This window comes from Arthrobacter sp. NPDC080086, assembly GCF_040702285.1.
Genome location: NZ_JBFBKP010000019.1, coordinates 1 through 20,142, shown reverse-complemented (window position 1 = coordinate 20,142; position 20,142 = coordinate 1). Strand labels below are relative to the sequence as shown.

Annotated in this window: 25 protein-coding genes; 15 read left to right on the top strand and 10 right to left on the bottom strand. The window is 65.9% G+C overall.

Annotated elements, in window-relative coordinates; all coding sequences use genetic code 11:
- Positions 1–14: 14 nt before the first annotated feature.
- From AB0305_RS09020 to AB0305_RS09010, 3 genes are all read right to left on the bottom strand, one after another.
- On the bottom strand, positions 15–314 hold the full coding sequence (locus tag AB0305_RS09020) for a hypothetical protein (protein ID WP_364135678.1): 300 nt from the start codon (positions 312–314) through the stop codon (positions 15–17).
- 71 nt (positions 315–385) lie between these two features.
- On the bottom strand, positions 386–1,321 hold the full coding sequence (locus tag AB0305_RS09015; RefSeq protein ID WP_364135675.1) for a phosphotransferase: 936 nt from the start codon (positions 1,319–1,321) through the stop codon (positions 386–388).
- A 124-nt stretch (positions 1,322–1,445) separates the two neighbouring features.
- Complete coding sequence (locus tag AB0305_RS09010) at positions 1,446–1,856, bottom strand: hypothetical protein (RefSeq protein WP_364135672.1); 411 nt, start codon at positions 1,854–1,856, stop codon at positions 1,446–1,448.
- Positions 1,857–2,321: 465 nt separating this feature from the next.
- On the opposite strand from AB0305_RS09010, the gene AB0305_RS09005 reads away from it, so the two are divergent.
- From AB0305_RS09005 to AB0305_RS08990, 4 genes are all read left to right on the top strand, one after another.
- Entirely contained in the window at positions 2,322–3,176 is an 855-nt protein-coding gene (locus AB0305_RS09005; protein WP_364135669.1) for a hypothetical protein, read from the top strand.
- Positions 3,177–3,762: 586 nt separating this feature from the next.
- Positions 3,763–4,101 carry a hypothetical protein gene (locus AB0305_RS09000; RefSeq protein WP_364135666.1) on the top strand — a complete coding sequence of 113 codons (339 nt, stop codon included), beginning with the start codon at positions 3,763–3,765 and terminating at the stop codon, positions 4,099–4,101.
- A 27-nt stretch (positions 4,102–4,128) separates the two neighbouring features.
- On the top strand, positions 4,129–4,638 hold the full coding sequence (locus AB0305_RS08995) for a DUF427 domain-containing protein (protein ID WP_364135663.1): 510 nt from the start codon (positions 4,129–4,131) through the stop codon (positions 4,636–4,638).
- A gap of 102 nt (positions 4,639–4,740) precedes the next feature.
- Positions 4,741–5,466, top strand: a complete 726-nt coding sequence (locus AB0305_RS08990) for a hypothetical protein (protein ID WP_364135660.1) — start codon at positions 4,741–4,743, stop codon at positions 5,464–5,466.
- 54 nt (positions 5,467–5,520) lie between these two features.
- On the opposite strand, the gene AB0305_RS08985 is transcribed toward AB0305_RS08990, so the two are convergent.
- Positions 5,521–5,811 carry a hypothetical protein gene (locus tag AB0305_RS08985; protein ID WP_364135657.1) on the bottom strand — a complete coding sequence of 97 codons (291 nt, stop codon included), beginning with the start codon at positions 5,809–5,811 and terminating at the stop codon, positions 5,521–5,523.
- A gap of 151 nt (positions 5,812–5,962) precedes the next feature.
- On the opposite strand from AB0305_RS08985, the gene AB0305_RS08980 reads away from it, so the two are divergent.
- From AB0305_RS08980 to glgX, 3 genes are all read left to right on the top strand, one after another.
- On the top strand, positions 5,963–6,385 hold the full coding sequence (locus tag AB0305_RS08980) for an ASCH domain-containing protein (protein ID WP_364135654.1): 423 nt from the start codon (positions 5,963–5,965) through the stop codon (positions 6,383–6,385).
- A gap of 26 nt (positions 6,386–6,411) precedes the next feature.
- Positions 6,412–6,948 (top strand): SRPBCC domain-containing protein, encoded by a 537-nt coding sequence (locus tag AB0305_RS08975; protein WP_364135651.1) that lies wholly within the window; start codon positions 6,412–6,414, stop codon positions 6,946–6,948.
- Positions 6,949–7,116: 168 nt separating this feature from the next.
- Complete coding sequence (glgX, locus tag AB0305_RS08970; RefSeq protein ID WP_364135648.1) at positions 7,117–9,168, top strand: glycogen debranching protein GlgX; 2,052 nt, start codon at positions 7,117–7,119, stop codon at positions 9,166–9,168.
- An 85-nt stretch (positions 9,169–9,253) separates the two neighbouring features.
- Here glgX and AB0305_RS08965 read toward each other — a convergent pair whose 3' ends face one another.
- The 3 genes from AB0305_RS08965 to AB0305_RS08955 are packed head-to-tail and all read right to left on the bottom strand — an operon-like array spanning position 9,254 to position 11,170.
- Entirely contained in the window at positions 9,254–9,688 is a 435-nt protein-coding gene (locus AB0305_RS08965; RefSeq protein ID WP_366172430.1) for a peptidase, read from the bottom strand.
- Positions 9,689–9,710: 22 nt separating this feature from the next.
- Positions 9,711–10,808, bottom strand: coding sequence for a cation diffusion facilitator family transporter (locus tag AB0305_RS08960; protein ID WP_364135645.1), 1,098 nt, complete (start codon positions 10,806–10,808; stop codon positions 9,711–9,713).
- Entirely contained in the window at positions 10,805–11,170 is a 366-nt protein-coding gene (locus AB0305_RS08955) for a metalloregulator ArsR/SmtB family transcription factor (RefSeq protein WP_364135642.1), read from the bottom strand. Before AB0305_RS08955 ends, AB0305_RS08960 begins: the two co-directional genes overlap by 4 nt.
- A gap of 110 nt (positions 11,171–11,280) precedes the next feature.
- On the opposite strand from AB0305_RS08955, the gene AB0305_RS08950 reads away from it, so the two are divergent.
- The gene (locus tag AB0305_RS08950; RefSeq protein ID WP_364135639.1) at positions 11,281–11,670 is read left to right on the top strand and encodes a tautomerase family protein; all 390 of its coding nucleotides are present in this window, start codon (positions 11,281–11,283) and stop codon (positions 11,668–11,670) included.
- Here the strand turns inward: AB0305_RS08950 and AB0305_RS08945 are convergent.
- On the bottom strand, positions 11,667–12,242 hold the full coding sequence (locus tag AB0305_RS08945) for a cysteine hydrolase family protein (protein WP_364135636.1): 576 nt from the start codon (positions 12,240–12,242) through the stop codon (positions 11,667–11,669). The two genes, AB0305_RS08950 and AB0305_RS08945, sit on opposite strands and share 4 nt — an antisense overlap.
- Before the next feature lie 156 nt (positions 12,243–12,398).
- Here AB0305_RS08945 and AB0305_RS08940 point away from each other — a divergent pair, with 156 nt between their 5' ends.
- Both AB0305_RS08940 and AB0305_RS08935 read left to right on the top strand, forming a co-directional pair.
- Positions 12,399–12,833 (top strand): DUF3054 domain-containing protein, encoded by a 435-nt coding sequence (locus AB0305_RS08940; RefSeq protein ID WP_290257807.1) that lies wholly within the window; start codon positions 12,399–12,401, stop codon positions 12,831–12,833.
- A gap of 98 nt (positions 12,834–12,931) precedes the next feature.
- Positions 12,932–13,213 (top strand): Lrp/AsnC ligand binding domain-containing protein, encoded by a 282-nt coding sequence (locus AB0305_RS08935; RefSeq protein ID WP_290257806.1) that lies wholly within the window; start codon positions 12,932–12,934, stop codon positions 13,211–13,213.
- A 70-nt stretch (positions 13,214–13,283) separates the two neighbouring features.
- On the opposite strand, the gene trpD is transcribed toward AB0305_RS08935, so the two are convergent.
- Complete coding sequence (trpD, locus tag AB0305_RS08930; RefSeq protein WP_364135632.1) at positions 13,284–14,342, bottom strand: anthranilate phosphoribosyltransferase; 1,059 nt, start codon at positions 14,340–14,342, stop codon at positions 13,284–13,286.
- A 111-nt stretch (positions 14,343–14,453) separates the two neighbouring features.
- Here trpD and AB0305_RS08925 point away from each other — a divergent pair, with 111 nt between their 5' ends.
- The 4 genes from AB0305_RS08925 to AB0305_RS08910 all read left to right on the top strand — a co-directional run bounded on the left by AB0305_RS08925 (position 14,454) and on the right by AB0305_RS08910 (position 18,828).
- Complete coding sequence (locus tag AB0305_RS08925; RefSeq protein WP_290257804.1) at positions 14,454–15,128, top strand: heme-copper oxidase subunit III; 675 nt, start codon at positions 14,454–14,456, stop codon at positions 15,126–15,128.
- A gap of 87 nt (positions 15,129–15,215) precedes the next feature.
- On the top strand, positions 15,216–16,004 hold the full coding sequence (locus AB0305_RS08920; RefSeq protein WP_290257803.1) for a cytochrome c: 789 nt from the start codon (positions 15,216–15,218) through the stop codon (positions 16,002–16,004).
- 96 nt (positions 16,005–16,100) lie between these two features.
- Positions 16,101–17,171: a Rieske 2Fe-2S domain-containing protein gene (locus AB0305_RS08915; protein WP_290257802.1), complete on the top strand. Its 1,071-nt coding sequence runs from the start codon at positions 16,101–16,103 to the stop codon at positions 17,169–17,171.
- On the top strand, positions 17,149–18,828 hold the full coding sequence (locus tag AB0305_RS08910) for a ubiquinol-cytochrome c reductase cytochrome b subunit (RefSeq protein WP_290257801.1): 1,680 nt from the start codon (positions 17,149–17,151) through the stop codon (positions 18,826–18,828). The genes AB0305_RS08915 and AB0305_RS08910 overlap by 23 nt, the downstream gene beginning before the upstream one ends.
- 99 nt (positions 18,829–18,927) lie before the next feature.
- On the opposite strand, the gene AB0305_RS08905 is transcribed toward AB0305_RS08910, so the two are convergent.
- The gene (locus AB0305_RS08905; protein WP_364135824.1) at positions 18,928–19,695 is read right to left on the bottom strand and encodes a GntR family transcriptional regulator; all 768 of its coding nucleotides are present in this window, start codon (positions 19,693–19,695) and stop codon (positions 18,928–18,930) included.
- 170 nt (positions 19,696–19,865) lie between these two features.
- Between AB0305_RS08905 and AB0305_RS08900 the strand changes: the two genes are divergently transcribed.
- Positions 19,866–20,142: HPr family phosphocarrier protein (locus tag AB0305_RS08900; RefSeq protein ID WP_366172424.1), on the top strand; the 277-nt coding region annotated here is incomplete at its 3' end.

Below are 20,142 nucleotides of genomic sequence, written 5' to 3'. Positions count from 1 at the left end.
GTCACGGCCGCCTGCTACTGGTGATATTCGACGTCGGCGAAGGCTTTCACTTCGTCGCGGAGTTGCTCCGCAAGGTCGTACTTCCAGGCCAGCTCTTTGGCTTGCGAGCTCCAACCGTTCTCGTACAGGTTTTCGGCATCCCAGGCGTCGTACCAGGCACGAAGTCTGGCGGTCAGTTCCTTTGAAAGCCCATAGTCGGAGGGAACCATGGTGTATTTGCTGGGATGCCCGGGTCGGTCGTTTTCCCAGAGCGGCCACCGGTGCCCGTAGTCGGGAAATAGGCGGATGATGCGACGGTCGGGCGACGCGGGCATGGCCACATCGTAGCCTCCGGTTGTTCCTGTGTTGACGAGTGGAGTCCTCGTTAGGCCCTAACGCGGACTCCTCACCTGACGCCGGCGCGCTCGAGTCGGTGGCGTGACTGTTCGCTCAGTGCCCGGACTGCGGTTGGCGGTGATTCGAATAAGCTTTCGCCCCTGGCGTTATGGAGTGCCGGCCAAAGGCTAGCGGCCCAGGCAACTTCACGTTCCTCGATGCTGAACTCGATACCCCTTGCATGTTCATAGGCTTCGATGAACTGTTGAGAGGCTTCCACAGAAGCGAGCGTCGGGGTGGCCGTGCTCCCGAAAGCTCCCGAAGCTGCCCCGACAATGGCGGCGGCCGGGAGAGCAACGAGGCTGTCCCAATCGTGGACTGCCCACGGGCGGTCGGCTTTCCATCGAAGATTCTGGCTTTCCCAGTCTCCATGCCCAATCACGACTGGCAGCGGGGCGATTGCCAATCGCTTGGCAACGGCGCGCGCCGTGAAGGTCACCTGCTCGGGTACTCGGCTCTGGTCCATGGAGTCCACCACTGGATTCCGCGGCCACAAGTCACCGGTCGGTGGATTCCAATGCATCCATGGTGGCGGCGGTGAAAGTCCTATGGAAGTCTCCCTCTCGAGAAGCATCATGAGGTCTGCCAGTAGCGCCGCGGAACGGCTTGCATAGGCCGCGTTCGGCTCGGCATTCATCTCGCCACCGGGTAGCCAGGTTTCGGCGGATACTACCAAGCCGGAATCGAGCACACCGAGGCCGCTGGCCGGGCGGGGACAAGGAAACCCTGAGGCTGCTACGGCAGACTGCAATTGCTGGCACCGACGAATTCTGCCAGCGGCTCCCGGGCGGACTTTCAACGCCAGAGGTCCCGAACTCTCAGAGTCGAAGCGGAAAAGTTGCGACATCTGACCGCCTGCATCGGGGTGCAACGACGTAAGTGTGCCCGGGCCCAGCGCCCGAAAGCACCAAGCCTCAACCTGAACGCGAACTGGCAGGGAAACCATCAGCCGAGCCTACTCGATTGATATTTGCTAAGCCCGAAAATTGCTACCTACGAAACGACTCATCCACCATCGATGACGCCGACGACGGCAACGCGTTGCTACGAGATTTTGGGACGGACGGATTTCAGGAAATCGGATACAGCATGAAAACGTCGCGCTTGCGCTGCACTCCCCACAGACTCACAGTCCCGTCAGCTCTCTTGACCGCTAGAGACCGCCTGACCTTCAGGATGTCCACATCTCTCGGATAGTCCTCTTGAGTGTGAAGGGCGAATTCCTCGGCGACCCGCCGGTTGATGAGAAGTGTCAGCTCTCGGTCGAGCCGCCCTGAATAAATGGACGTGGCCGCAAACAGTAGAAATGAGATCATCGCAAATATCAGCCACGGAAAGTCCGGGACCCCTTGTGCCCCGAACAGGTCAATGCCCCAGAGGATCCAAAAGATCAGGAAAAATACGGTAGCCATAGTGGAGGCCGCCCGGGCCTTCCTTGCCTCGGGAAAGGCAACCGTGAAAGAAGACCTTTCATCATCCATGCAGCACCCCCATCCCGACCAAACGATGGCGTGAAATTGTCGTCGACCAGACCGAATACAAACAGTTTGCCACCCGGTCATGTGGGCGGATTAGCCTCTACCGAAGGCCGGACGCGCCGGGCGGCAGAAGTCGACCGGTGCAGATCAGCTGTCGTCCGCATGATGGGCTGAGCCGCGGTGCAAGAAAAGATCCACAGCGGCTTCAGTGAGCCCTTGAACCACGGCCGCAATAACTTCCAGGATGACCGACATGCGGTAACTGTAAGACTTTTTGTTCGGCGTCTCGACAAATCGCCACCTGCTGAGGATTCTCTGCCGGTGTTCGGCCTAAGACCCTGATCTCCGAAGCGGTTTCTCAGAGGGCAGTAAAACGGCGATGCCCGACCGCCTGAAGCCATAGGATGTCCTGAATGTCAGGCAGCAACGGGGAGCTGACGGGAAACTAAGGCGGGAAGGTGACAGACGATGTTCTCGCTCGGGATTGAACTAGGGCCCGAACTGATGGCCCGCCAAGCCGCGTGGTTCGCTCCTACGCATCAGCCTTTCCTCATTCCCAGAGAAGGCTCGAGTCGCATCGGTATCGAACCCCCACGAGGAGAACTCGACGCTGAACTGCGGGATACCTTCGAGATTTACAACGTCCCGGATTACCTGGTCTGCGTTCTGGTGAGCGAAGAAGAGTTCAATGATCTCGGACGAATGGCGCGGGCAGTTCTCCTGCACAACCAGATCACGTTCGCGAGGCAAGTTATCCCCTCCGTCCGAAGCGCCCCTGCTGAAGTTCGCGCCCAGGCAGCTGCCCAGGCTGACGGACATCGCTTCGTGTGGTGGCCCTCGCTGCTGGAAGGACATGAGATACCGGTCCTCGATGAATATCTTCGCCACGGTCGCAGACCTAGCAGGCATCTGGAGGTTCCCGAACATATCTGGGAGAACTCTCGTGCGGCTCTTCCCGGGGCTAGGGCACTCGCGGGCACCTTTCCCCATGCCAGCGGCCCTAACTGTTTTGGGACCGTCATGGCGGCAGCGGGCCGGTCCGACGCCGCCGGGAGGTGGATGCTGCGGGAGCCCTTCGAGGAGTGGCTGTCTTCGACCGCCGCCCCGGGTGGCTCCGACGACGACGCCGGAACGGTGCTCGTCTGGCGCTCGCCGGACGGATTGGTGCAGCACGCTGCTGTGACGATCGGGGGCGGATACGTTCTTCACAAACCATCACAGGGCTGGATGAGCCCCAGGAAGATTCTCACCGCCAAGGAGGCAATTGCCAGTGCCCGTCAGCGTGGCCGCCGGCTCACCCGCTACAAGCTCCGCACCGTTTAGCCGCGCCGTTCGATCACCCGAAGCCAAGGCCAACCTGGGCCTGTTCACCCTGTGGTCCTCGAGCGAAGAGGCTTGGCCAGTTGCCGAATTCGATGCTAAGAGTCAGTCCCACTTCCCGCCACCAAGTGCCCTGCGGGCGATCTCCTTCTCAACGAGTGCGGACTCAGCAAGACCCACAAGGCCAACTATTGCCCACAGATACATTTGCCAAGCCCCTCCCCACAGCAGTGAAAGCGCCAACCAGGAGACTCCTAAGACATGGGTGCTGATTTTCATCGAGCGAAGAGTTTCGGTGGACCGCTTAGGGAAGCGCGATGCTCTGCGCAGGTGACTCCAAATTCTTCGCACCCTCGCTCCTCGTTCCGGCGGTGAGATGCCTTCATCGTAGTGACACCCATCGGGTGAGGCGACGGGCATGCCTTCCCGGCCACAACACGAGCGAGGATGAATAGCGGATGGGGTTCTCCCCCGGTTCCCCGCCCGGCACCAGGCCGCCCGCCATTCGCGCGGCCTCGTTATGGACAAGATGCTAAGTAGGCGTAATACTAGACAAACTAGTAAAGACGTTTGAGAGTCTGGAGTGACCGTGACGGCTACCATCTCTGCCGGGCCTGGGGCGCCCGAGGTCGATGTTCGCAATGCTGACCTTATCCGCCTCATCGCCGGGGTGGCTGCCGCCGACAAGCCGTCGTTGGAGGGCTTTTACGCCCTTACCTCGGCCCGATGCTATGGCCTCATCCGGCAGATCGTCCCGGAGGCACGCGCCGCGCAGGCAGTCCTGGAGGCCGTCTACGCCTCCGTCTGGAATCGGGCACGAACGTACCGGCCAAGCGACGGGGCCCCGCTCGCCTGGGCCCTTTCCCTCGCCTACGGGCACGCGATGCAGGCGCGCACGGGTCGCGGCATCAACGCGGCCTGCGCCTGACCCCGGCCCCGGCCCCGGCAACGATCCATGAATCTCTTCTCCCGGCATCCCCGTCCCGTTCCCCCGGCCCCCGGGCAGGAATCCGTCTGGGACTATCCCCGGCCCCCTCGCGTCGAACACCGCAGCGAACGCGTGGTGGTGCGCTTCGGGGGGCAGGTCATCGCCGACACCACCGATTCGGTCCGCGTCCTGGAAACCAGCCATCCCCCGGTCTACTACCTGCCTATCGAGGCCTTCCCGGCCGGGGCGCTGCGGCCGGCGGAGGGCTCCAGCTTCTGCGAATTCAAGGGCGAGGCCCGGTACTTCGACGTCGTCTCCGGGTCAGCGACGGCACATCGGGCCGGCTGGACGTACCCGGAGCCGGCTAAGGGCTTCGAATCCCTGCGTGGCCGGGTGGCGCTCTATCCCGGCCTGATGGACGCCTGCGAGATCGACGGCGAACGGGTCACCCCGCAGGAGGGCGGCTTCTACGGCGGCTGGATCACCGCCAACATCGTGGGCCCGTTCAAGGGCGCACCCGGCACCGGCGGCTGGTAACCGGGCGCGGTCGAATGTACCAACGCCGTAAACATCCGGCGTCCCCCGGAAACCTTCATTTCACACGGACAAATGTCCGACGCAACTGAAATGGGGACGAAGATGTTGAATCACCGAAAAGGGCTGCTGCCCGTTGTCATGGCCGCCGGTCTGGGCCTTGGGTTCGCGCTCACAGCGTGCGGACCCTACCCGGGTAACGCCGGCATGAGCTCCGCCGGGTCTCCGGTGGTGCGGGACACCGCCGAGTTGACGTCGACGTCGTCCGTTAAAGCAACGACCAAGGCCTCCGTCCCTCCGCACACTGCGAAGGGCCGCGACGCCGGCGACACGAAGGTCTACACCTTTACGGACGGCGGAATGAGCTTCGCCTACCCTGCCGACTGGACCGTGCAAACCTCGACGCCCCCAGCAGGGCTGCCCGGCGTGGAGGCCCTGGTCACGGACCAGAACGGCAAGGAACGGGTCCTACTGGCCCGGGGTGTTACGGCCGGTTGCGCCGGCGGCCCCGTCTCCCGCACGGTCTTGGACCGCGCCGCCGCTCCCGGCATTCCCACAGCCGACGGCGGACAGGCAGCGTTCGGCTTTGTCAGCGAAGTCTCCCCCGGCGGCGAGACCTACTCCATGGGCCTCACGGATCCCCGCTCCCTGCAGGAGGGCGACGGCGTCTCCTCCTGGTGCGGTCTGGTAGGTTCCGGCGGGGACGGGCTTTTTACGCGGGTGATTTTCGCCGACCCGGCGTTTCCCAGCCAAGGGGCTGCCAAGGCGTGGATGAAGACTCAAGACTATGACCGCCTCAAGGACTTGCTTGTCAGCGTCACCGTCCGGTGAGCCCGGGGTGTGGGGTGCCTGCGGAGGGGCATCCCACGCCCGCGCCCGGACGCGTCAGTGCAGAGGCGGAATGGCTCCGTAGGACTTCGGCAGGGCATAGGGGTTGACCGGCCGATCCTCGTCGAGCGATGTCGGCTCCTTCGTCGCGTAGGTGCGCGCCGTACGCAGGTTGCGGGAACGACGTCGAAGTCCCACCACGAGGAGCCCCAGCCCCGCGAGCAGGAACGCGATACCGGCGGCGAGGGCCACCCCCGGCGCACCCCGGCCCGAGAGCGCGTCGAACAGGGGCAGTGGCATCACGATGAGCGCCGCCGCCAGAAGGGCCACTCCGGACCCGATGAACAACGTTCCTTTTGATCCCACAATCTCCCCCCTAGAGGTCCACGGACGGACCCTACTGACAGTCAACCCGATCAGGCGCGTCGGGGGAAGCTCCCGCAGGCAACCATCTTCGCCATTTCGCCTGAAGCGTCCAGCCCATGGAGGATAGGGAGCTATGAGTACCGATGAGGACCTGCCACACGCCGAGTTCGCCTTCCCCGGAACCTTGAGGGACGCACTCGTGGGTGCCATTCTGGATGGCCGAAAGACGTCGACGACGTCGCTCGCCGTGGAGTACGCGCTCGCCGACGAGCCATTACCGATGGTCGGGGCGCGGCAGCAGGTCCTGGATTCGGCAGGCCGTGCCGTTGCGGTCATCGAGACCACGGGTGTGCGCCGGGTGCCGCTGGCCGAGGTGGACCTGGACCACGCCCGGGACGAGGGCGAAGGCTACGAAACAGTGGCCGAGTGGCGCGCCGGACATGAGAACTTCTGGCACAGCGACCAGATGCGGGAGGCACTCGACGAGGCCCGCTTCACGGTCCGCGACGACACCCTGCTGGTCCTCGAACGGTTCCGCCTGGTTCGTCGACTGTAGGCCGGAAGCGGGCTAGGCTCGGCCCCATGACCGACGCCGAAACTGACGCCCCGCGGCTGCTGGGGACCCTGCACACCGCAGGCACGTCGGGGTTCGTCCGCCTCGAGGAATACCTGGACGCGCCCGTCGGTACCGTATGGAGGGCGCTGACCGGGCTAAGCGAGCTGGGCGCCTGGCTCGGCGAGCTGGCAGGGATGTCGGGAGAGCAGCTTGCGGCAGCCCCCACCGTGGGGAGCGAGTACCGGGCGCGCTACTTTGCGAGCGGCTGGGAGGGTACCTGCCGCATCGAGGCGTGCGAAAAGGGCAGGGCCATCCGGATCGCCACCTCGTCCGGGGATGAACCCGAGGGGCTGATGAAGATCACGCTGGCACCTCACGGCACCGGGACCCTGCTGGTGTTCGAGGACCATGGCCTGCCACTGACGAACCTGGCCGCCTACGCCGCCGGGGACCAGATCCACGTCGAGGACCTGCGGTCCCACCTCGCGGGCAAGGGACGCTGCGACGCCCGGCTGCTCTGGCAGCAACTGCACCCGCTCTATCTCCAGCAGCCCACGCACTGACCAGCGCAGGCATCAACGCCCGGCATGGACCCGCCCCGGCGGAGTCCGGAGCGATCCCCAACCGAACTGTGACATGATTCCGTCGACATCCCGCCGTCGCGGTTCAAGCTTTCGTCAGCATGCTTACTATACTGAGGGCTAACACTTCCGTAGAGAAACGAGCATCGCATGACTTCGGCATCCGCCACGCGTTCCCTCCCCTATCCCCTGGGCGTCACGCTGCGTGAAGACGGCGCCAACGTGGCGATCTACTCGCAGACTGCCGACGCCGTCGACTTCTGCGTCTTCGACGGAGACGGCAACGAGACCCGGACCGCGCTCGCCGAACGCACCGGCCACGTCTTCCACGCCGTGGTCCCCGGCGTCGAGGTGGGCACCCGCTACGGGATCCGCGTCGACGGGGCCTGGAACCCGGACGCCGGCCTGCGGCACAACGTGAACAAGCTGCTGCTGGACCCGCACGCCACCGCCGTCGAGGGCGGCTACGACTGGGGCCAGGCCGTCTTCTCGCACGACCTGAACGATCCGACCGTCTTCGACGAGTCCGATTCCGCCGATTCGACGCCCCGCTGCGTCGTGACCGACCCGTCCTTCGACTGGGACGCGGGCTCCCCCGACATCGCGCCCCGCACTCCCCTCGCCGAGACTGTGGTCTACGAGGTCCATGTCAAGGGCTTCACCCAGCAGCACCCGGACGTCCCCGAGGACATCCGCGGCACCTACGCCGGCCTGGCGCACCCGGCGGCGATCAAGCACCTGACGGACCTGGGCGTGACCGCCGTCGAACTGCTCCCCGTCAACCAGTTCGTCCAAGACAGCCACCTCGAGGAGAAGGGCCTCCGGAACTACTGGGGCTACAACAGCATCGGCTTCTTCGCCCCGCACGGCGACTACAGCTCCGCGGGCGACGGCGGCGGCCAGGTCGCCGAGTTCAAGGCCATGGTCAAGGCGCTTCACGCGGCCGGCCTCGAGGTCATCCTCGACGTCGTCTACAACCACACGGCCGAGGGCAACCACATGGGCCCCACCCTGTCCTTCAAGGGCATCGACAACGCGGCCTACTACCGCCTCGTCGAGGGCGAGGAGTCGGCTTACTTCGACACCACCGGCACGGGCAACAGCCTCAACGTCGGCCACCCCGCCGCCCTGGGCCTGATCATGGACTCGCTCCGCTACTGGGTAACGGAGATGCACGTCGACGGCTTCCGCTTCGACCTGGCCACCACGCTGACCCGCCAGGACGGCAGCGCCGAACTACACAGCGCCTTCCTCACCCTGATCGAGCAGGATCCGGTCCTCGCTCCGGTGAAGATGATCGCCGAGCCGTGGGACACCGCCGGCTACCAGGTGGGCGGCTTCCCGGCCGACTGGTCCGAATGGAACGGCAAATACCGCGACGACGCCCGTGACTTCTGGCACGGCGGCGAGAACATCCTGGGCGACTTCGCCCAGCGCTTCCTCGGCAGCCCGGACGTCTACGAGGGCAGCCGCCGCGCCCCGCTCTCCAGCGTCAACTTCATCACCGCGCACGACGGGTTCACCCTGGCCGACCTGACCGCCTACGACGAGAAGCACAACGAGGCCAACGGCGAGGACAACAACGACGGCGAGAGCGACAACCGCTCGGCCAACCACGGCGTGGAGGGACAGACCGACGATCCGGCGGTCAACGAGCTTCGGGACCGCCAGCGCCGTAACTTCCTCTCCACCCTGCTGCTCTCCGCCGGCGTCCCGATGATCCTCGGCGGCGACGAAATGGGGCGCAGCCAGGGCGGCAACAACAACGCCTACTGCCAGGATGACGAGATTTCCTGGTTCGACTGGAACAAGGTGGACGGCGACCTGCTGGAGTTCACCACCCAGCTGATCACGCTGCGGCGTGAGAACCCGGCGCTGCGCCCCACCTGGTACCGCCACGCTCCCGAGGCCGGCAGCGCGGACACCGTCCGGGTGCTGCGGGCCGACGCCGAGGGCTTCGGCGACGAGAACTGGACCGAGGACCACCGCGCCATCGCCTTCGTGCTCGAGCACGAGAGCGCCGACGCGTTCGCGGTGCTCTTCAATGCGGCCGAAAACGGGGTGGAGTTCACCATCCCGTCGGCACCCGGTCAGGAATGGGAGCTGGCGCTCTCCACCGACCCGGAGCAGCAGGTTCAGGCCCCGGTCGAGACCCTGATCGTGCGTGACCGCTCGGTCACGGTTCTTCGTTCGCGGGCCTGATCACACCCTGAAGTGACTGTGGGGCGGGACCATTCGGTCCCGCCCCACAGTCATGCCCAGGCCGCTGTGGCCTGCGTCCTGGCTCTTAGCGGAGATCGGTCCGGCCCGTGCCCTGATCGTCGAGACACGGCGAACGCTTACCGGCGGGCGCCCCGGTGGAGCGCAGGCAGGTGCACTGCGGCCCCTTGGTCCCCGGCAGCGACGTCCAGACGAACCGCTTCATCTTGTTGTAGAGCCCGAAGTCGAGTACCGCCCCGTCCAGCCTGGGAGCAAGGTCCGCGCTGACGCTTAGCTCCACGGCGTCCTCCCCCGCCTGTTCCAGCTGGCACCGCAGCGGTTTCCGCGGCAGGGTCCTGGAAAAATAGAGGCCCTGCTTCCGGCATCCGCCGTCGGCCAGGTAGCAGTGCAGGGTGCCACCGAACACGCCGATCATCTCCAGCGCGGCGTCTGTGACGAAAAAGCGTCCATGGCCGGGGATGGCCGCCCCGGTTCTCGCGGGGCTCCCCTCCTCCGGATGCACTGATACCCGGCCGGTCCGTTGCCTAGCCGGCAACGACGACGACCGTTCCGACGTTGCGGACTCCGCCCCGCACCGCCTGCTCAATGGACCGGGTGGCTTCCGACAGCTCGGCCATGGTCCAGTGGGCGTGCGCCGGGGTGGTGACCTCGACGTGGAGCCGGTGCCCGGACCAGCGGAGCCGGACGGTGGATCCGGGTGCCACGGGTTCGATGGCCGCCTCGGTCCGGTCCACCAGGGCGGGGTCGACGCCGTCGAGCAGGCGCCGACCGATATCCCGCACCGTTCCCCAGAGCAGCACAAAGATGGTGATCGAGATCAGGATGCCGATCAGCGGGTCCGCCAGCGGGAAGCCGAGCCAGACGCCGATGACGCCTGCCACCACGGCCAGGGAGGTGAACCCGTCGGTGCGGGCATGCACGCCGTCCGCCACGAGGGCCGCGGAGCCGATTTCCTTGCCGACCCGGATGCGATAGACGGCTACGATCTCGTTGCCGGCGAAGCCGATGAGACCGGCCGCCAGCACCCAGCCGAGGTTGGTGAGGGGCTCGGGCTGGAAGATGCGGATGACCGATTCGACGGCGGCGACGACGGCGGACAGCGCCACCATGGCAACGATGAACAGGCCGGCGAGGTCCTCGGCCCGGCCGTAGCCGAAGTTGTAGGTCCTGGTGGCGGCGCGGCGGCTGAGGATGAAGGCGATCCAGAGCGGCACCGCAGTCAGGGCGTCCGAAAAGTTGTGGATGGTGTCTGCCAGAAGCGCCACCGAGCCGCTGAAGAGGAAGACCACCAGCTGCAGGAGCGACGTAACGGCCAGGACCACCAGCGAAATCTTCAGCGCCCGGATGCCCTTGGCCGAGGATTCCATGGCCTCATCGACGGAGTCCGCGGCGTCGTGGCTGTGCGGGACGAACAATCCGTGCAGGAACCCACGAAGTCCACCCGGGTGTTCGTGGCCATGGTCGTGCGAGTGGTCGTGCGAGTGGTCGTGCCCGTGCCCGTGGTCGTGCGAGTGGTCGTGGTCGTGACTGTGCGCATGGTCGTGATCGTGGTCGTTCGCGTCGTCGTGGTCGTGCTGGTGGGCGGCGGCCTGCGGCACGCTGCCGTCGGTGATGTCTTTCATGCCGTTCCGCTCTCTTGGTCTGCGTGGTGGTGCCGGGGGGTGCCGCCCAAGGTGTGTTCGGCTTGGTAGATCGCATCCGCCACGAGCTGGCGGGCGTGTTCGTTCTCGAGCCGGTAGTACACCCGCGTGCCCTCGTGCCGGGTGGAGACGATCCGCGCCATGCGGAGTTTGGCGAGATGCTGGGAGACCGCGGACTGGGGCTTCCCCACGGTCTCGGCCAGCTCGTTGACGGACAGCTCGCCCTCGCGCAACGCCAGGATGATCCGGACCCGGGTGGCGTCCGCCAACATCGCGAAGACCTCGACGGCCAACTCGACGTACTCGCCGTCGACGTCCAGGCCGCACGGCTTATCTGCATTCATGCGAATATTATGACACAGAGGTATTGGCGGAATTTTGGCCCGCTCCGGTGACTTGCCCATAAGTGACAGCACTCAACGCAGTCCCGCACTGCACAGACCCGGGAGGCACCATGCCACTGATCAACATCGACGTCGTCGAAGGACGCACCGAGGACCAGCTGCAGGCGTTGCTGGACACGGTTCACGAGTCCATGGTGGACGCCTTCGAGGTGCCGCCCACCGACCGATACCAGATCCTGACCCAGCACAAGCCGCACGAGATGGTCGCCCTGGACACCGGGCTGGGGATGACCCGCAGCAACGACCTCGTCGTCCTGCGCTTCACCAGCCGGCGCCGGGCGGAAGACGCGAAGCAGAAGCTCTACCGGCTCCTGGCCACGGGACTCGAGGCGAAGTGCGGCATCAGCCCCCAGGACCTGATCGTCACCATCACCGAGAACGACGCCGCCGACTGGTCCTTCGGCAACGGCACCGCCCAGTTCCTCACCGGGGAGCTTTAGGCTTCCTCCCCCGTACTGTCCCCGGCAAAGTCCACCGCGGCGGCGTCCTGCACCGCCGCGGTGCGGCCCGGGGCGGTGTGGAACTGCCAGTAGAGATTGGTGTGCGCAATGACCAGGTCCGGGCTGGGGGCACCCCACTCGGACTGGTCCTCGGTGGTGTGCGCGTCACCCACCAGCGTCACGTCGTAGCCGCGGACGAACGCGCCGTGGATGGTGGACCGGATGCATTCGTCCGTCTGGGCGCCCGACACCACCAGCCTGCCGATCCCGGCCGACGCGAGGACCTCCTCCAGGTCGGTGTCCTCGAACGAGTCGGCGTACTTCTTGTGGACCACCGGCTCGGAGTCGTGCGGGGAGAGCTCGGGCACGATTCCCCACTCTTCGCTGCCGCGTGCCAGGTGCTCGGAAGAGTGCTGCACCCAGACCACCGGAACCCCCGCCTCGCGGGCCCTCTCGACCAGCCCACCGATGTTCCGGACCACCCGGTCCCGCTCGTAGGCTCCCTCGACGACGCCATTCTGGACGTCGATCACGTCCAGGCCCGTTGTCGGCCGATCGGCGAGTGTTGTCATTGCGCACCCCTTCGTGCTGTTTCTGCCGGTGTAATGAGTCGCGCCCATGCTAGCCGCGCGGGGCGACGAAATCCACGGTCCGGGGAACCGGCCGGGGATCGGTCGAGCTTCCGGGCACAGGAATCCGGTCCTGCCGATCCCGGTTAAACTTGGGGCATGCCCCTTAGCGCCCCAGCACCGCACCAGAACCAGCCCCTAGACGGGCGCCGCCCCGCGCCGCGCACCGCGATCCTGGCGGCTGCCGCGGACGCGCTCCTGATCTTGCTCTTCGCCGCCATCGGGCGCGACGCCCACCAGCGCGGCGAAATCGTCACCGGCGTGCTGGCCACCGCGTGGCCGTTCCTGGCCGGAGCCGCGGCTGGCTGGCTGGTCTTCCGTCTCTGGCGCCGTCCGCTGGCGGTGTGGCCGACCGGCGTCGTCATCTGGCTCGCCACGGTGGCGGTGGGCATGCTGCTTCGGGCCCTCACCGGCCAGGTAGTGGTACTTCCGTTCGTGATTGTCGCCCTGATTGCCGTCGCCGTTTTCCTGCTCGGCTGGCGCCTCCTGGCCGCGGGCGTGAGGCGGCTGCGCTCCCGCCGCAGCGGGAGCTGATGGACTAGGCTTGCAACCATCCGGGCCTGCCCGCACCGGCGGCTTCGGCCCTGCTGCGGCACCCCGGCAATGATGCACCCGCTCCGAAAGGTCCCCACGTGATCACCGCTTTCGTCCTGATCAAGACTGACGCTTCCGCCATCCCGGAGACGGCCGAGAAAATTTCGTCGATCCCGGGCATCAGCGAGGTCTACTCCGTCACCGGCGAGTGGGATCTGATCGCCATCGCCCGGGTGGCCAAGCACGAGGACCTGGCGGATGTCATCGCGGACAAGCTCTCCAAAGTTCCAGCTGTGGTGCACACCACCACGCACATCGCCTTCCGCGCCTACTCCCAGCACGACCTCGACGCGGCCTTCGCCCTCGGCTTCGAGCAGTAAGCGCCTCGCGCAACAAAGGCTCAGGCAGTAGACACCCGAGCGCTCACAGCCACGCGCGGCCGGCGACTGTTTAGTCGCGGGACAGCGCCACCCAGCGGTCCAGGACGGCGGCGGCGGCACCCGAGTGCACAGCTTCCTCGGCCCGCTTCATCGCCGCGGCCATCCGCTCGGTCAGCGGCCCGGCGGCATCCAGGTCGAAGGCCACCAGGCCCGCCGCGGCATTAAGCAGGGCCGCGTCCAGCGCCGGCCCGGGATCTCCGGCCAGCACGGACCGAACGACGGCGGCGTTCGCCGCGGCGTCGCCTCCGCGCAGTTCCGCCACCGTCGCCTGACGGATGCCCAGCTCGCGCGGGTCGAAGGTCTGCTCGGCGACGTCGCCGTTCCGGATCTCCCAGATGCGGGAGGGGCCGGTGGTGGTCAGTTCATCGAGGCCGTCGTCGCCGCGGAACACCAGGCCGCGGCTGCCGCGCCGGGCCAGCACCCCGGCCACCAGCGGCGCCATCCGCTCGTTGGCCACACCCACCGCGGATGCCTGGACGTGCGCCGGGTTGGTCATTGGCCCCAGGAAGTTGAAGGCCGTCGGAACACCAAGGTCGCGCCGGGCGACGGCGGCATGCCGCATGGAGGGGTGGAAGACCTGGGCGAAGCAGAAGGTGATGCCCGCTTCTTCGGCGTTGCGGGCCACCCGCGGGATCGGCAGGTCCAACCGGACGCCGAGCGCCTCGAGAACGTCGGCGGAGCCGGACGCCGACGACGCCGCCCGACCGCCGTGCTTGACCACTTTGGCGCCGGCGCCGGCGGAGATGAGCGCGGCCATGGTGGAGATGTTCACGGTGTTCAGCTGGTCCCCGCCGGTGCCGACGATGTCCAGCTTCTCCCCGGCGATCTCCAGCGGGTTGGCGGAGTTGATCATCGACTCGACCAGGCCTGTGAGTTCGGCCACCGTCTCGCCCTTGGCGCGCAGCGATACAAGGAACCCGGCCACCTGTGCCGGCGAGGCCTCACCGGACATGATCGAGGCCATGGCCCAGGCGGTGTCGCCGGCGGTGAGGTCCTCACCCTTGATCAGGGCGCCGATAAGGCGCGGCCAGGTCCTGCTTGCAGCCGGTGTAGATGCCTGGGAAGTCACGGTCCGATGCTATCGAGCCGGGAGCCGCAATGCCCAATGCGAAGGCCCGCGGAACTTTTCCCCGCGATTTCGCGTCTTTGTAGAAAAAGTGCCCTCAAAAGGCGGTTCGCGTTGGGCACACAGGACTTTTACAGACATAATGTCTATGTGACATCTGCGACCCATGCCCCCAGTACCCCGGCGCACCCCACGCTGAACCGCCCGAACATGGTTTCCGTTGGAACCGTTGTCTGGCTCTCCAGTGAGTTGATGTTCTTCGCCGGTCTCTTTGCCATGTACTTCACACTCCGTTCGACGTCCGGACAGATGTGGGCTGAAGAGACGGCCAAGCTCAACTTCCCCTTTGCGCTCGTTAACACGATCGTCCTCGTGGCCAGTTCCTTCACTTGCCAGATGGGCGTCTTCGCCGCGGAACGGCTTCAGCCGCGCCGCCTTGGCGGTCCGCTGAGCTTCTCCCGCTGGGGAATGAATGAGTGGTTCACGCTCACATTCATCATGGGTGCGTTCTTCGTGGCCGGCCAGTCGACCGAGTACGCCATGCTCGTCTCCGAGCACGTCTCGCTCTCCTCCAACGCTTACGGCTCGGCGTTCTACATGACCACCGGCTTCCACGGCCTCCACGTCATCGGCGGCCTCATCGCGTTCCTGCTCATCATGGGACGCTCCTTCGCGGCCAAGAAGTTCGGACACTTCGAGGCAACGTCCGCGATCGTCACCTCGTACTACTGGCACTTCGTCGACGTCGTGTGGATCGGCCTCTTCCTGGTCATCTACGTCCTCAAGTAGCCACCCCTTGTCTCTCTTTCTACAAGAGATAGAATTTCAAGAAGCGGCTCCCGGAGCCAACGCAGCATCGAAAAAAGGAACCACCACGTGAAGGCACTCTCGCAGAAGCGACGTCACCCACTGGCAGCAGTTGCACTGTTGCTGATGGGCCTCCTCATCACTGGTGGGCTGTACGCCGTCGCCACCACCGTCAACCAGGCCAAGGCCGACACCACGAGCTTCAGCGCAAGCGACGCGGAGGAAGGCGGCAAGCTGTTCGCCGCCAACTGCGCCACCTGCCATGGCATGGGTGCCAGCGGATCGCAGGCGGGCCCGTCGCTCGTCGGCGTCGGCGCCGCCGCGGTTGACTTCCAGGTGGGAACCGGCCGTATGCCCATGCAGATGAACGGTCCGCAGGCCTACAAGAAGCCCGCCCAGTTCAACGAGGAGCAGACCCACCAGCTGGCTGCCTATGTAGCCTCCCTGGGCCCCGGCCCCTCCATCCCGGAAGCCGGAGTCCTCGACGAGAAGGGCGACGCCGCCAAGGGTGGCGAGCTGTTCCGCACCAACTGCGCCATGTGCCACAACGCCGCCGCTGCCGGTGGCGCGCTGACCAAGGGCAAGTTCGCCCCGGCCCTGGCCGACGTGTCCGGCAAGCACATCTACGAGGCCATGGTCACCGGCCCGCAGAACATGCCGGTCTTCTCCGACGCCAACGTCTCCCCCGAGGGCAAGCGCGACATCATCACCTTCCTCAAGCAGATTGAATCCAACGGCTCCCCGGGCGGCAACGACCTCGGCGCCCTCGGCCCGGTCTCCGAAGGCCTGTTTGTCTGGATCGCCGGCCTGGGCGTCATCATCGCCTTCACCATCTGGCTGACCTCGCGGACCTCCTAGGCTCCGCACCCCGTAAGAATTTCTGCCGGCCCGCCGGCAGGTTGAATTGAAAACTAACCCGGCGAGAGCCGGGACGAGAGAAGGATGAGGCGAATTATGGGCAACCATAGTGACGGCAGTCCGAACCACTCGGGCACCGTAGCTACGGCTGGTCAGAGCGAGGTGGAGAAGTTCCAGGATCCTGGAATTCCCCCGCACCGTTTGCGCCTGGCTGACACGGACCCGAAGGCCGCAAAGCGAGCGGAACGGCAGGTGGCCCTCCTGTTCGGCGTATCCGTCGTTGGTACCCTGATATTCCTGGTGGCGTACTTCGCCATCGATCTTGGAAACGACTCCTCGATCGCCACCATCCGGCTGCAGAACACCCTGCTGGGCATCGGCACCGCGTTCGCGATGCTGGGCATCGGCACGGGCATCGTGCACTGGGCGAAGGCCCTCATGCCGGACCACGAAGTGTCGGAAGAGCGTCACGCCATCCGCACCGAAGAGGACCGCCAGGCCGCCGTCCGGATCGTCGACGACATCGTCGAGGAAACCGGCATCAAGCGCCGCCCGCTGATCCGCAACACCCTGCTCGGTGCCGTCGCCCTCGCCCCGCTGCCGGCCCTGGCCGTCTTCGGCGACCTCGGTCCCCGTCCGGACGACAAGCTGGCCCACACCATGTGGGCACCGGTCAACGGCAAGACCAAGCGCCTCACCCGCGACCCTGATGGCACCCCCATCAAGGCCTCGGACGTCACCATCGGCTCCGCCTTCCACGTCATCCCGGAAGGCCTGAACGAGCTGGAGTCGGGCAAGCTGAACGAGAAGGCCAAGTCGGTCGTCCTGCTCATGCGCCTGAACCCGGAATCGCTCAACCCCTCCCCGGGGCGCGAGGACTGGGGCTACAACGGCATCGTTGCCTACTCCAAGATCTGCACCCACGTCGGTTGCCCTGTCGCTCTCTACGAGCAGCAGACGCACCACCTGCTGTGCCCGTGCCACCAGTCGACCTTCGACCTGACCCAGGAATGCAAGGTCATCTTCGGCCCCGCCAGCCGGCCGCTCCCGCAGCTGCCCATCGCCGTTGACGATGAGGGTTACCTCTACGCGACGAGCGACTTCAAAGAACCTGTTGGACCTAGCTACTGGGAGCGTGATGAGCATGAGCGCAACATCAACAGCTGACACCCCCACCTTCGTCGCCAAGACCAAGGGCGGCCGCATCACCGACTTCGTCGACCAGCGTGTCGGCGGATCGGGCATCCTCCGCGAATTCGGCCGGAAGGTCTTCCCCGACCACTGGTCCTTCATGTTCGGCGAGGTGGCGCTGTACTCCTTCGTCATCCTGCTGCTCTCCGGCACCTTCCTGACCTTCTTCTTCGATCCGTCCATGGCTGAGACCCACTACCAGGGTTCCTACATGCCGCTGAAGAACGTCGAGATGTCCGTGGCATACAACTCCTCGCTGAACATCTCCTTCGATGTCCGCGGCGGCCTGTTCATGCGCCAGGTGCACCACTGGTCGGCACTGCTGTTCGTGGCCTCCGTGGCCGTGCACATGCTCCGCGTGTTCTTCACCGGCGCGTTCCGCAAGCCCCGCGAGATGAACTGGGTCATCGGCTCCGTCCTGCTGATCCTGGCCATGGCCGCCGGCTTCACCGGTTACTCCCTCCCCGATGACCTGCTCTCCGGTAACGGCCTGCGCATCATCGACGGCGTGATCAAATCCATCCCCGTGATCGGCACCTACATCTCGTTCTTCCTCTTCGGCGGCGAGTTCCCGGGCACGGCCATCATCGGCCGCCTGTATGTGCTGCACATCCTGCTGGTTCCGGCCCTGATCCTCCTGATGATCGCCGCGCACCTGTTCATGGTCGTCGTGCACAAGCACACCCAGTACCCCGGCCCGGGACGCAACGACGGCAACGTCGTCGGCTACCCCCTCGGCCCGGTCTACGCGGCCAAGGCCGGCGGCTTCTTCTTCATCGTGTTCGGTGTCATCGCCCTCATGGCCGGTTTCTTCACCATCAACCCGATCTGGAACTACGGTCCCTACGACCCCTCCCCCGTCTCCGCAGGCACCCAGCCTGACTGGTACATCGGATTCGTCGACGGCGCCCTCCGCCTGATGCCCGGCACGTTCGGCAACTGGCACGTGGAGCAGATCTTCTTCGGCCACGTCTTCACCTTCAACGTCCTGCTGCCGGCCCTGGTCCCGGCGGGCATCCTCTTCACCGTGATGTTCACTTACCCGTGGATCGAACGCTGGATCACCAAGGATGACCGCGAGCACCACGTCCTGGACCGTCCGCGCAACGCCCCGACCCGTACCGCCATCGGCATGGCCGGCTTCGTGTGGTACTGCGTGATGTGGGCGGCGGCTGGTTCCGACCTCATCGCCACGCACTTCCACGTGGCCCTGAACGACGTGACCTACTGGCTGCGGGCGCTGTTCTTCATCGGCCCGGTCATCGCGTTCATCGTGACCAAGCGCGTCGCCCTGGCGCTGCAGCGCAAGGACCGCGAGATCGCCCTGCATGGCCGCGAAACCGGCCGCATCGTGCGCCTGCCGCACGGTGAGTTCATCGAGGTCCACGCCCCGCTGGACGAGTACAAGCGCTACAAGCTGGTCGGCTTCGAGTCCCCGAAGCCGCTCCCGGCCCAGCCGAACGAGAAGGGTGTGGTGGACCGCAAGGAAAACCGCCGCGCCAAGCTCTCCCGCTGGTTCTTCGAGGACCGGGTTGCACCGGTCACGCCCACGGAGCTGGCGGCGGCCCACAGCCACCACGGCGCCCACGAGGCGGTCGAGGCAAACGCCGAGCAGAAGACGCTCAGCCACTAGTCTCCCCTTGTAAGACACAGAAGAGGCCCGGTCCATCAGGATCGGGCCTCTTCTGTGTCTGCCGGGGCGTCCGAAGCACTCGGCTGGTACTTGCGGCGCCTAGGGCCGGTAGCCGCTGGCGTAGTTCCTGGTTGGACGGACGCCGGGCCGCTGCAACGGGACCCAGAGCTTGTACCGGTCGGCCCGGTAATAGGAGACCGAGTAGTCCACCATGGCGCGGGCCACGAAGGCGTGCCGCTGGATCTTCAGCAGCGGCGAACCTACCTCGACATTGAGCAGCCTGGCGGTCGACGGCGAGGCGGCGGTCGCCTCGATCATGTCCTCGCCCCACTCCATCAGCAGGCCGTAGCGTTCGCTGAGGACGTTGTAGAGCGACGTCGGCGGCTCACCGTCGAGCAGGCCCGGCACCCGGTGTGCGGGAATGAAGTTCTCGTCCACGCTCATGGGTTCGTTGTCGGCCAGCAGGAGCCGCCGGAAGCGGACCACGGGCGTTCCCTCCTCCAGTTGGAGTTCGCGGGCCAGGAACGCGCTGGCGCCAATCTGTTCGAAGCTGAGGACCTTGGCCGCAGGGACCATGCCGCGGCGCTGCATTTCCTCGCTGTAGGAGGTCAGCTTCACCTGGAGGTCCAGCTTTGGTTTCCTGACGAACGTCCCTAGCCCCACGACCCGTTCGATGACCTCCTCACCGACGAGGGCGTCGATGGCCTGGCGGACGGTCATGCGGGCCAGCCCGAACCGCTCTGAGAGCTCCCGCTCCGACGGCAGGGCCGAGCCCGGCGGGCAGGAGGTGGCGATGTGGGTGCGCAGGATCTCGCGCAGCTGGACGTAGATGGGAACCCCGCTGGAACGGTCGATCTCGCCGGCCATCCGGGCGGCGTTACTTCCCACGGCCGGGCCTCGTGCAAGCTGTCATGAATTAAGCGTAGGGCACCCGCGCCACAGGTCTAGACCAATCCGGGCTCGCGGTTTCCCGGCTCTCCGCTCCCCCGGCTACGCTGGAGGCTGCATCTTTCGCTTGACCCCATCAGGAGCCTCCCTTGCCCGTACACAAGGCCGTCATCCACGCCGAAATCGGATTGCACGCCCGGCCGGCGGCAGAGTTTGTCCGCGCCGTCACCGCCACCGGCCTGCCCGTCACAATCGCCCGGCCCGGCCAGCGCGGCGTGGACGCCCGGTCCCTGCTCGAAGTCATGACGGAGGACTTCGAACGCGGCTGCGAGGTGGAGCTGGCCATCGACGCCGCCAGGATTCCGGAAGGCCGCAGCGCCGAGGACGCGGAGGCCGCCCTCAGCGACCTTGGCACCCTGCTGGCGG

What these genes read in the sequence shown, in the direction of transcription:
- AB0305_RS08910 (WP_290257801.1), top strand. Translation starts at nt 17,149, where the DNA reads ATGAGCGCAACATCAACAGCTGACACCCCCACCTTCGTCGCCAAGACC.
- AB0305_RS08960 (WP_364135645.1), bottom strand. Translation starts at nt 10,808, where the DNA reads ATGAAAGACATCACCGACGGCAGCGTGCCGCAGGCCGCCGCCCACCAG.
- AB0305_RS08950 (WP_364135639.1), top strand. Translation starts at nt 11,281, where the DNA reads ATGCCACTGATCAACATCGACGTCGTCGAAGGACGCACCGAGGACCAG.
- AB0305_RS09020 (WP_364135678.1), bottom strand. Translation starts at nt 314, where the DNA reads ATGCCCGCGTCGCCCGACCGTCGCATCATCCGCCTATTTCCCGACTAC.
- AB0305_RS08990 (WP_364135660.1), top strand. Translation starts at nt 4,741, where the DNA reads ATGTTGAATCACCGAAAAGGGCTGCTGCCCGTTGTCATGGCCGCCGGT.
- glgX (WP_364135648.1), top strand. Translation starts at nt 7,117, where the DNA reads ATGACTTCGGCATCCGCCACGCGTTCCCTCCCCTATCCCCTGGGCGTC.
- AB0305_RS09010 (WP_364135672.1), bottom strand. Translation starts at nt 1,856, where the DNA reads ATGGATGATGAAAGGTCTTCTTTCACGGTTGCCTTTCCCGAGGCAAGG.
- AB0305_RS08940 (WP_290257807.1), top strand. Translation starts at nt 12,399, where the DNA reads ATGCCCCTTAGCGCCCCAGCACCGCACCAGAACCAGCCCCTAGACGGG.
- AB0305_RS08955 (WP_364135642.1), bottom strand. Translation starts at nt 11,170, where the DNA reads ATGAATGCAGATAAGCCGTGCGGCCTGGACGTCGACGGCGAGTACGTC.
- AB0305_RS09015 (WP_364135675.1), bottom strand. Translation starts at nt 1,321, where the DNA reads ATGGTTTCCCTGCCAGTTCGCGTTCAGGTTGAGGCTTGGTGCTTTCGG.
- AB0305_RS08905 (WP_364135824.1), bottom strand. Translation starts at nt 19,695, where the DNA reads ATGGCCGGCGAGATCGACCGTTCCAGCGGGGTTCCCATCTACGTCCAG.
- AB0305_RS08975 (WP_364135651.1), top strand. Translation starts at nt 6,412, where the DNA reads ATGACCGACGCCGAAACTGACGCCCCGCGGCTGCTGGGGACCCTGCAC.
- AB0305_RS08945 (WP_364135636.1), bottom strand. Translation starts at nt 12,242, where the DNA reads ATGACAACACTCGCCGATCGGCCGACAACGGGCCTGGACGTGATCGAC.
- AB0305_RS08915 (WP_290257802.1), top strand. Translation starts at nt 16,101, where the DNA reads ATGGGCAACCATAGTGACGGCAGTCCGAACCACTCGGGCACCGTAGCT.
- AB0305_RS08995 (WP_364135663.1), top strand. Translation starts at nt 4,129, where the DNA reads ATGAATCTCTTCTCCCGGCATCCCCGTCCCGTTCCCCCGGCCCCCGGG.
- AB0305_RS09005 (WP_364135669.1), top strand. Translation starts at nt 2,322, where the DNA reads ATGTTCTCGCTCGGGATTGAACTAGGGCCCGAACTGATGGCCCGCCAA.
- AB0305_RS08980 (WP_364135654.1), top strand. Translation starts at nt 5,963, where the DNA reads ATGAGTACCGATGAGGACCTGCCACACGCCGAGTTCGCCTTCCCCGGA.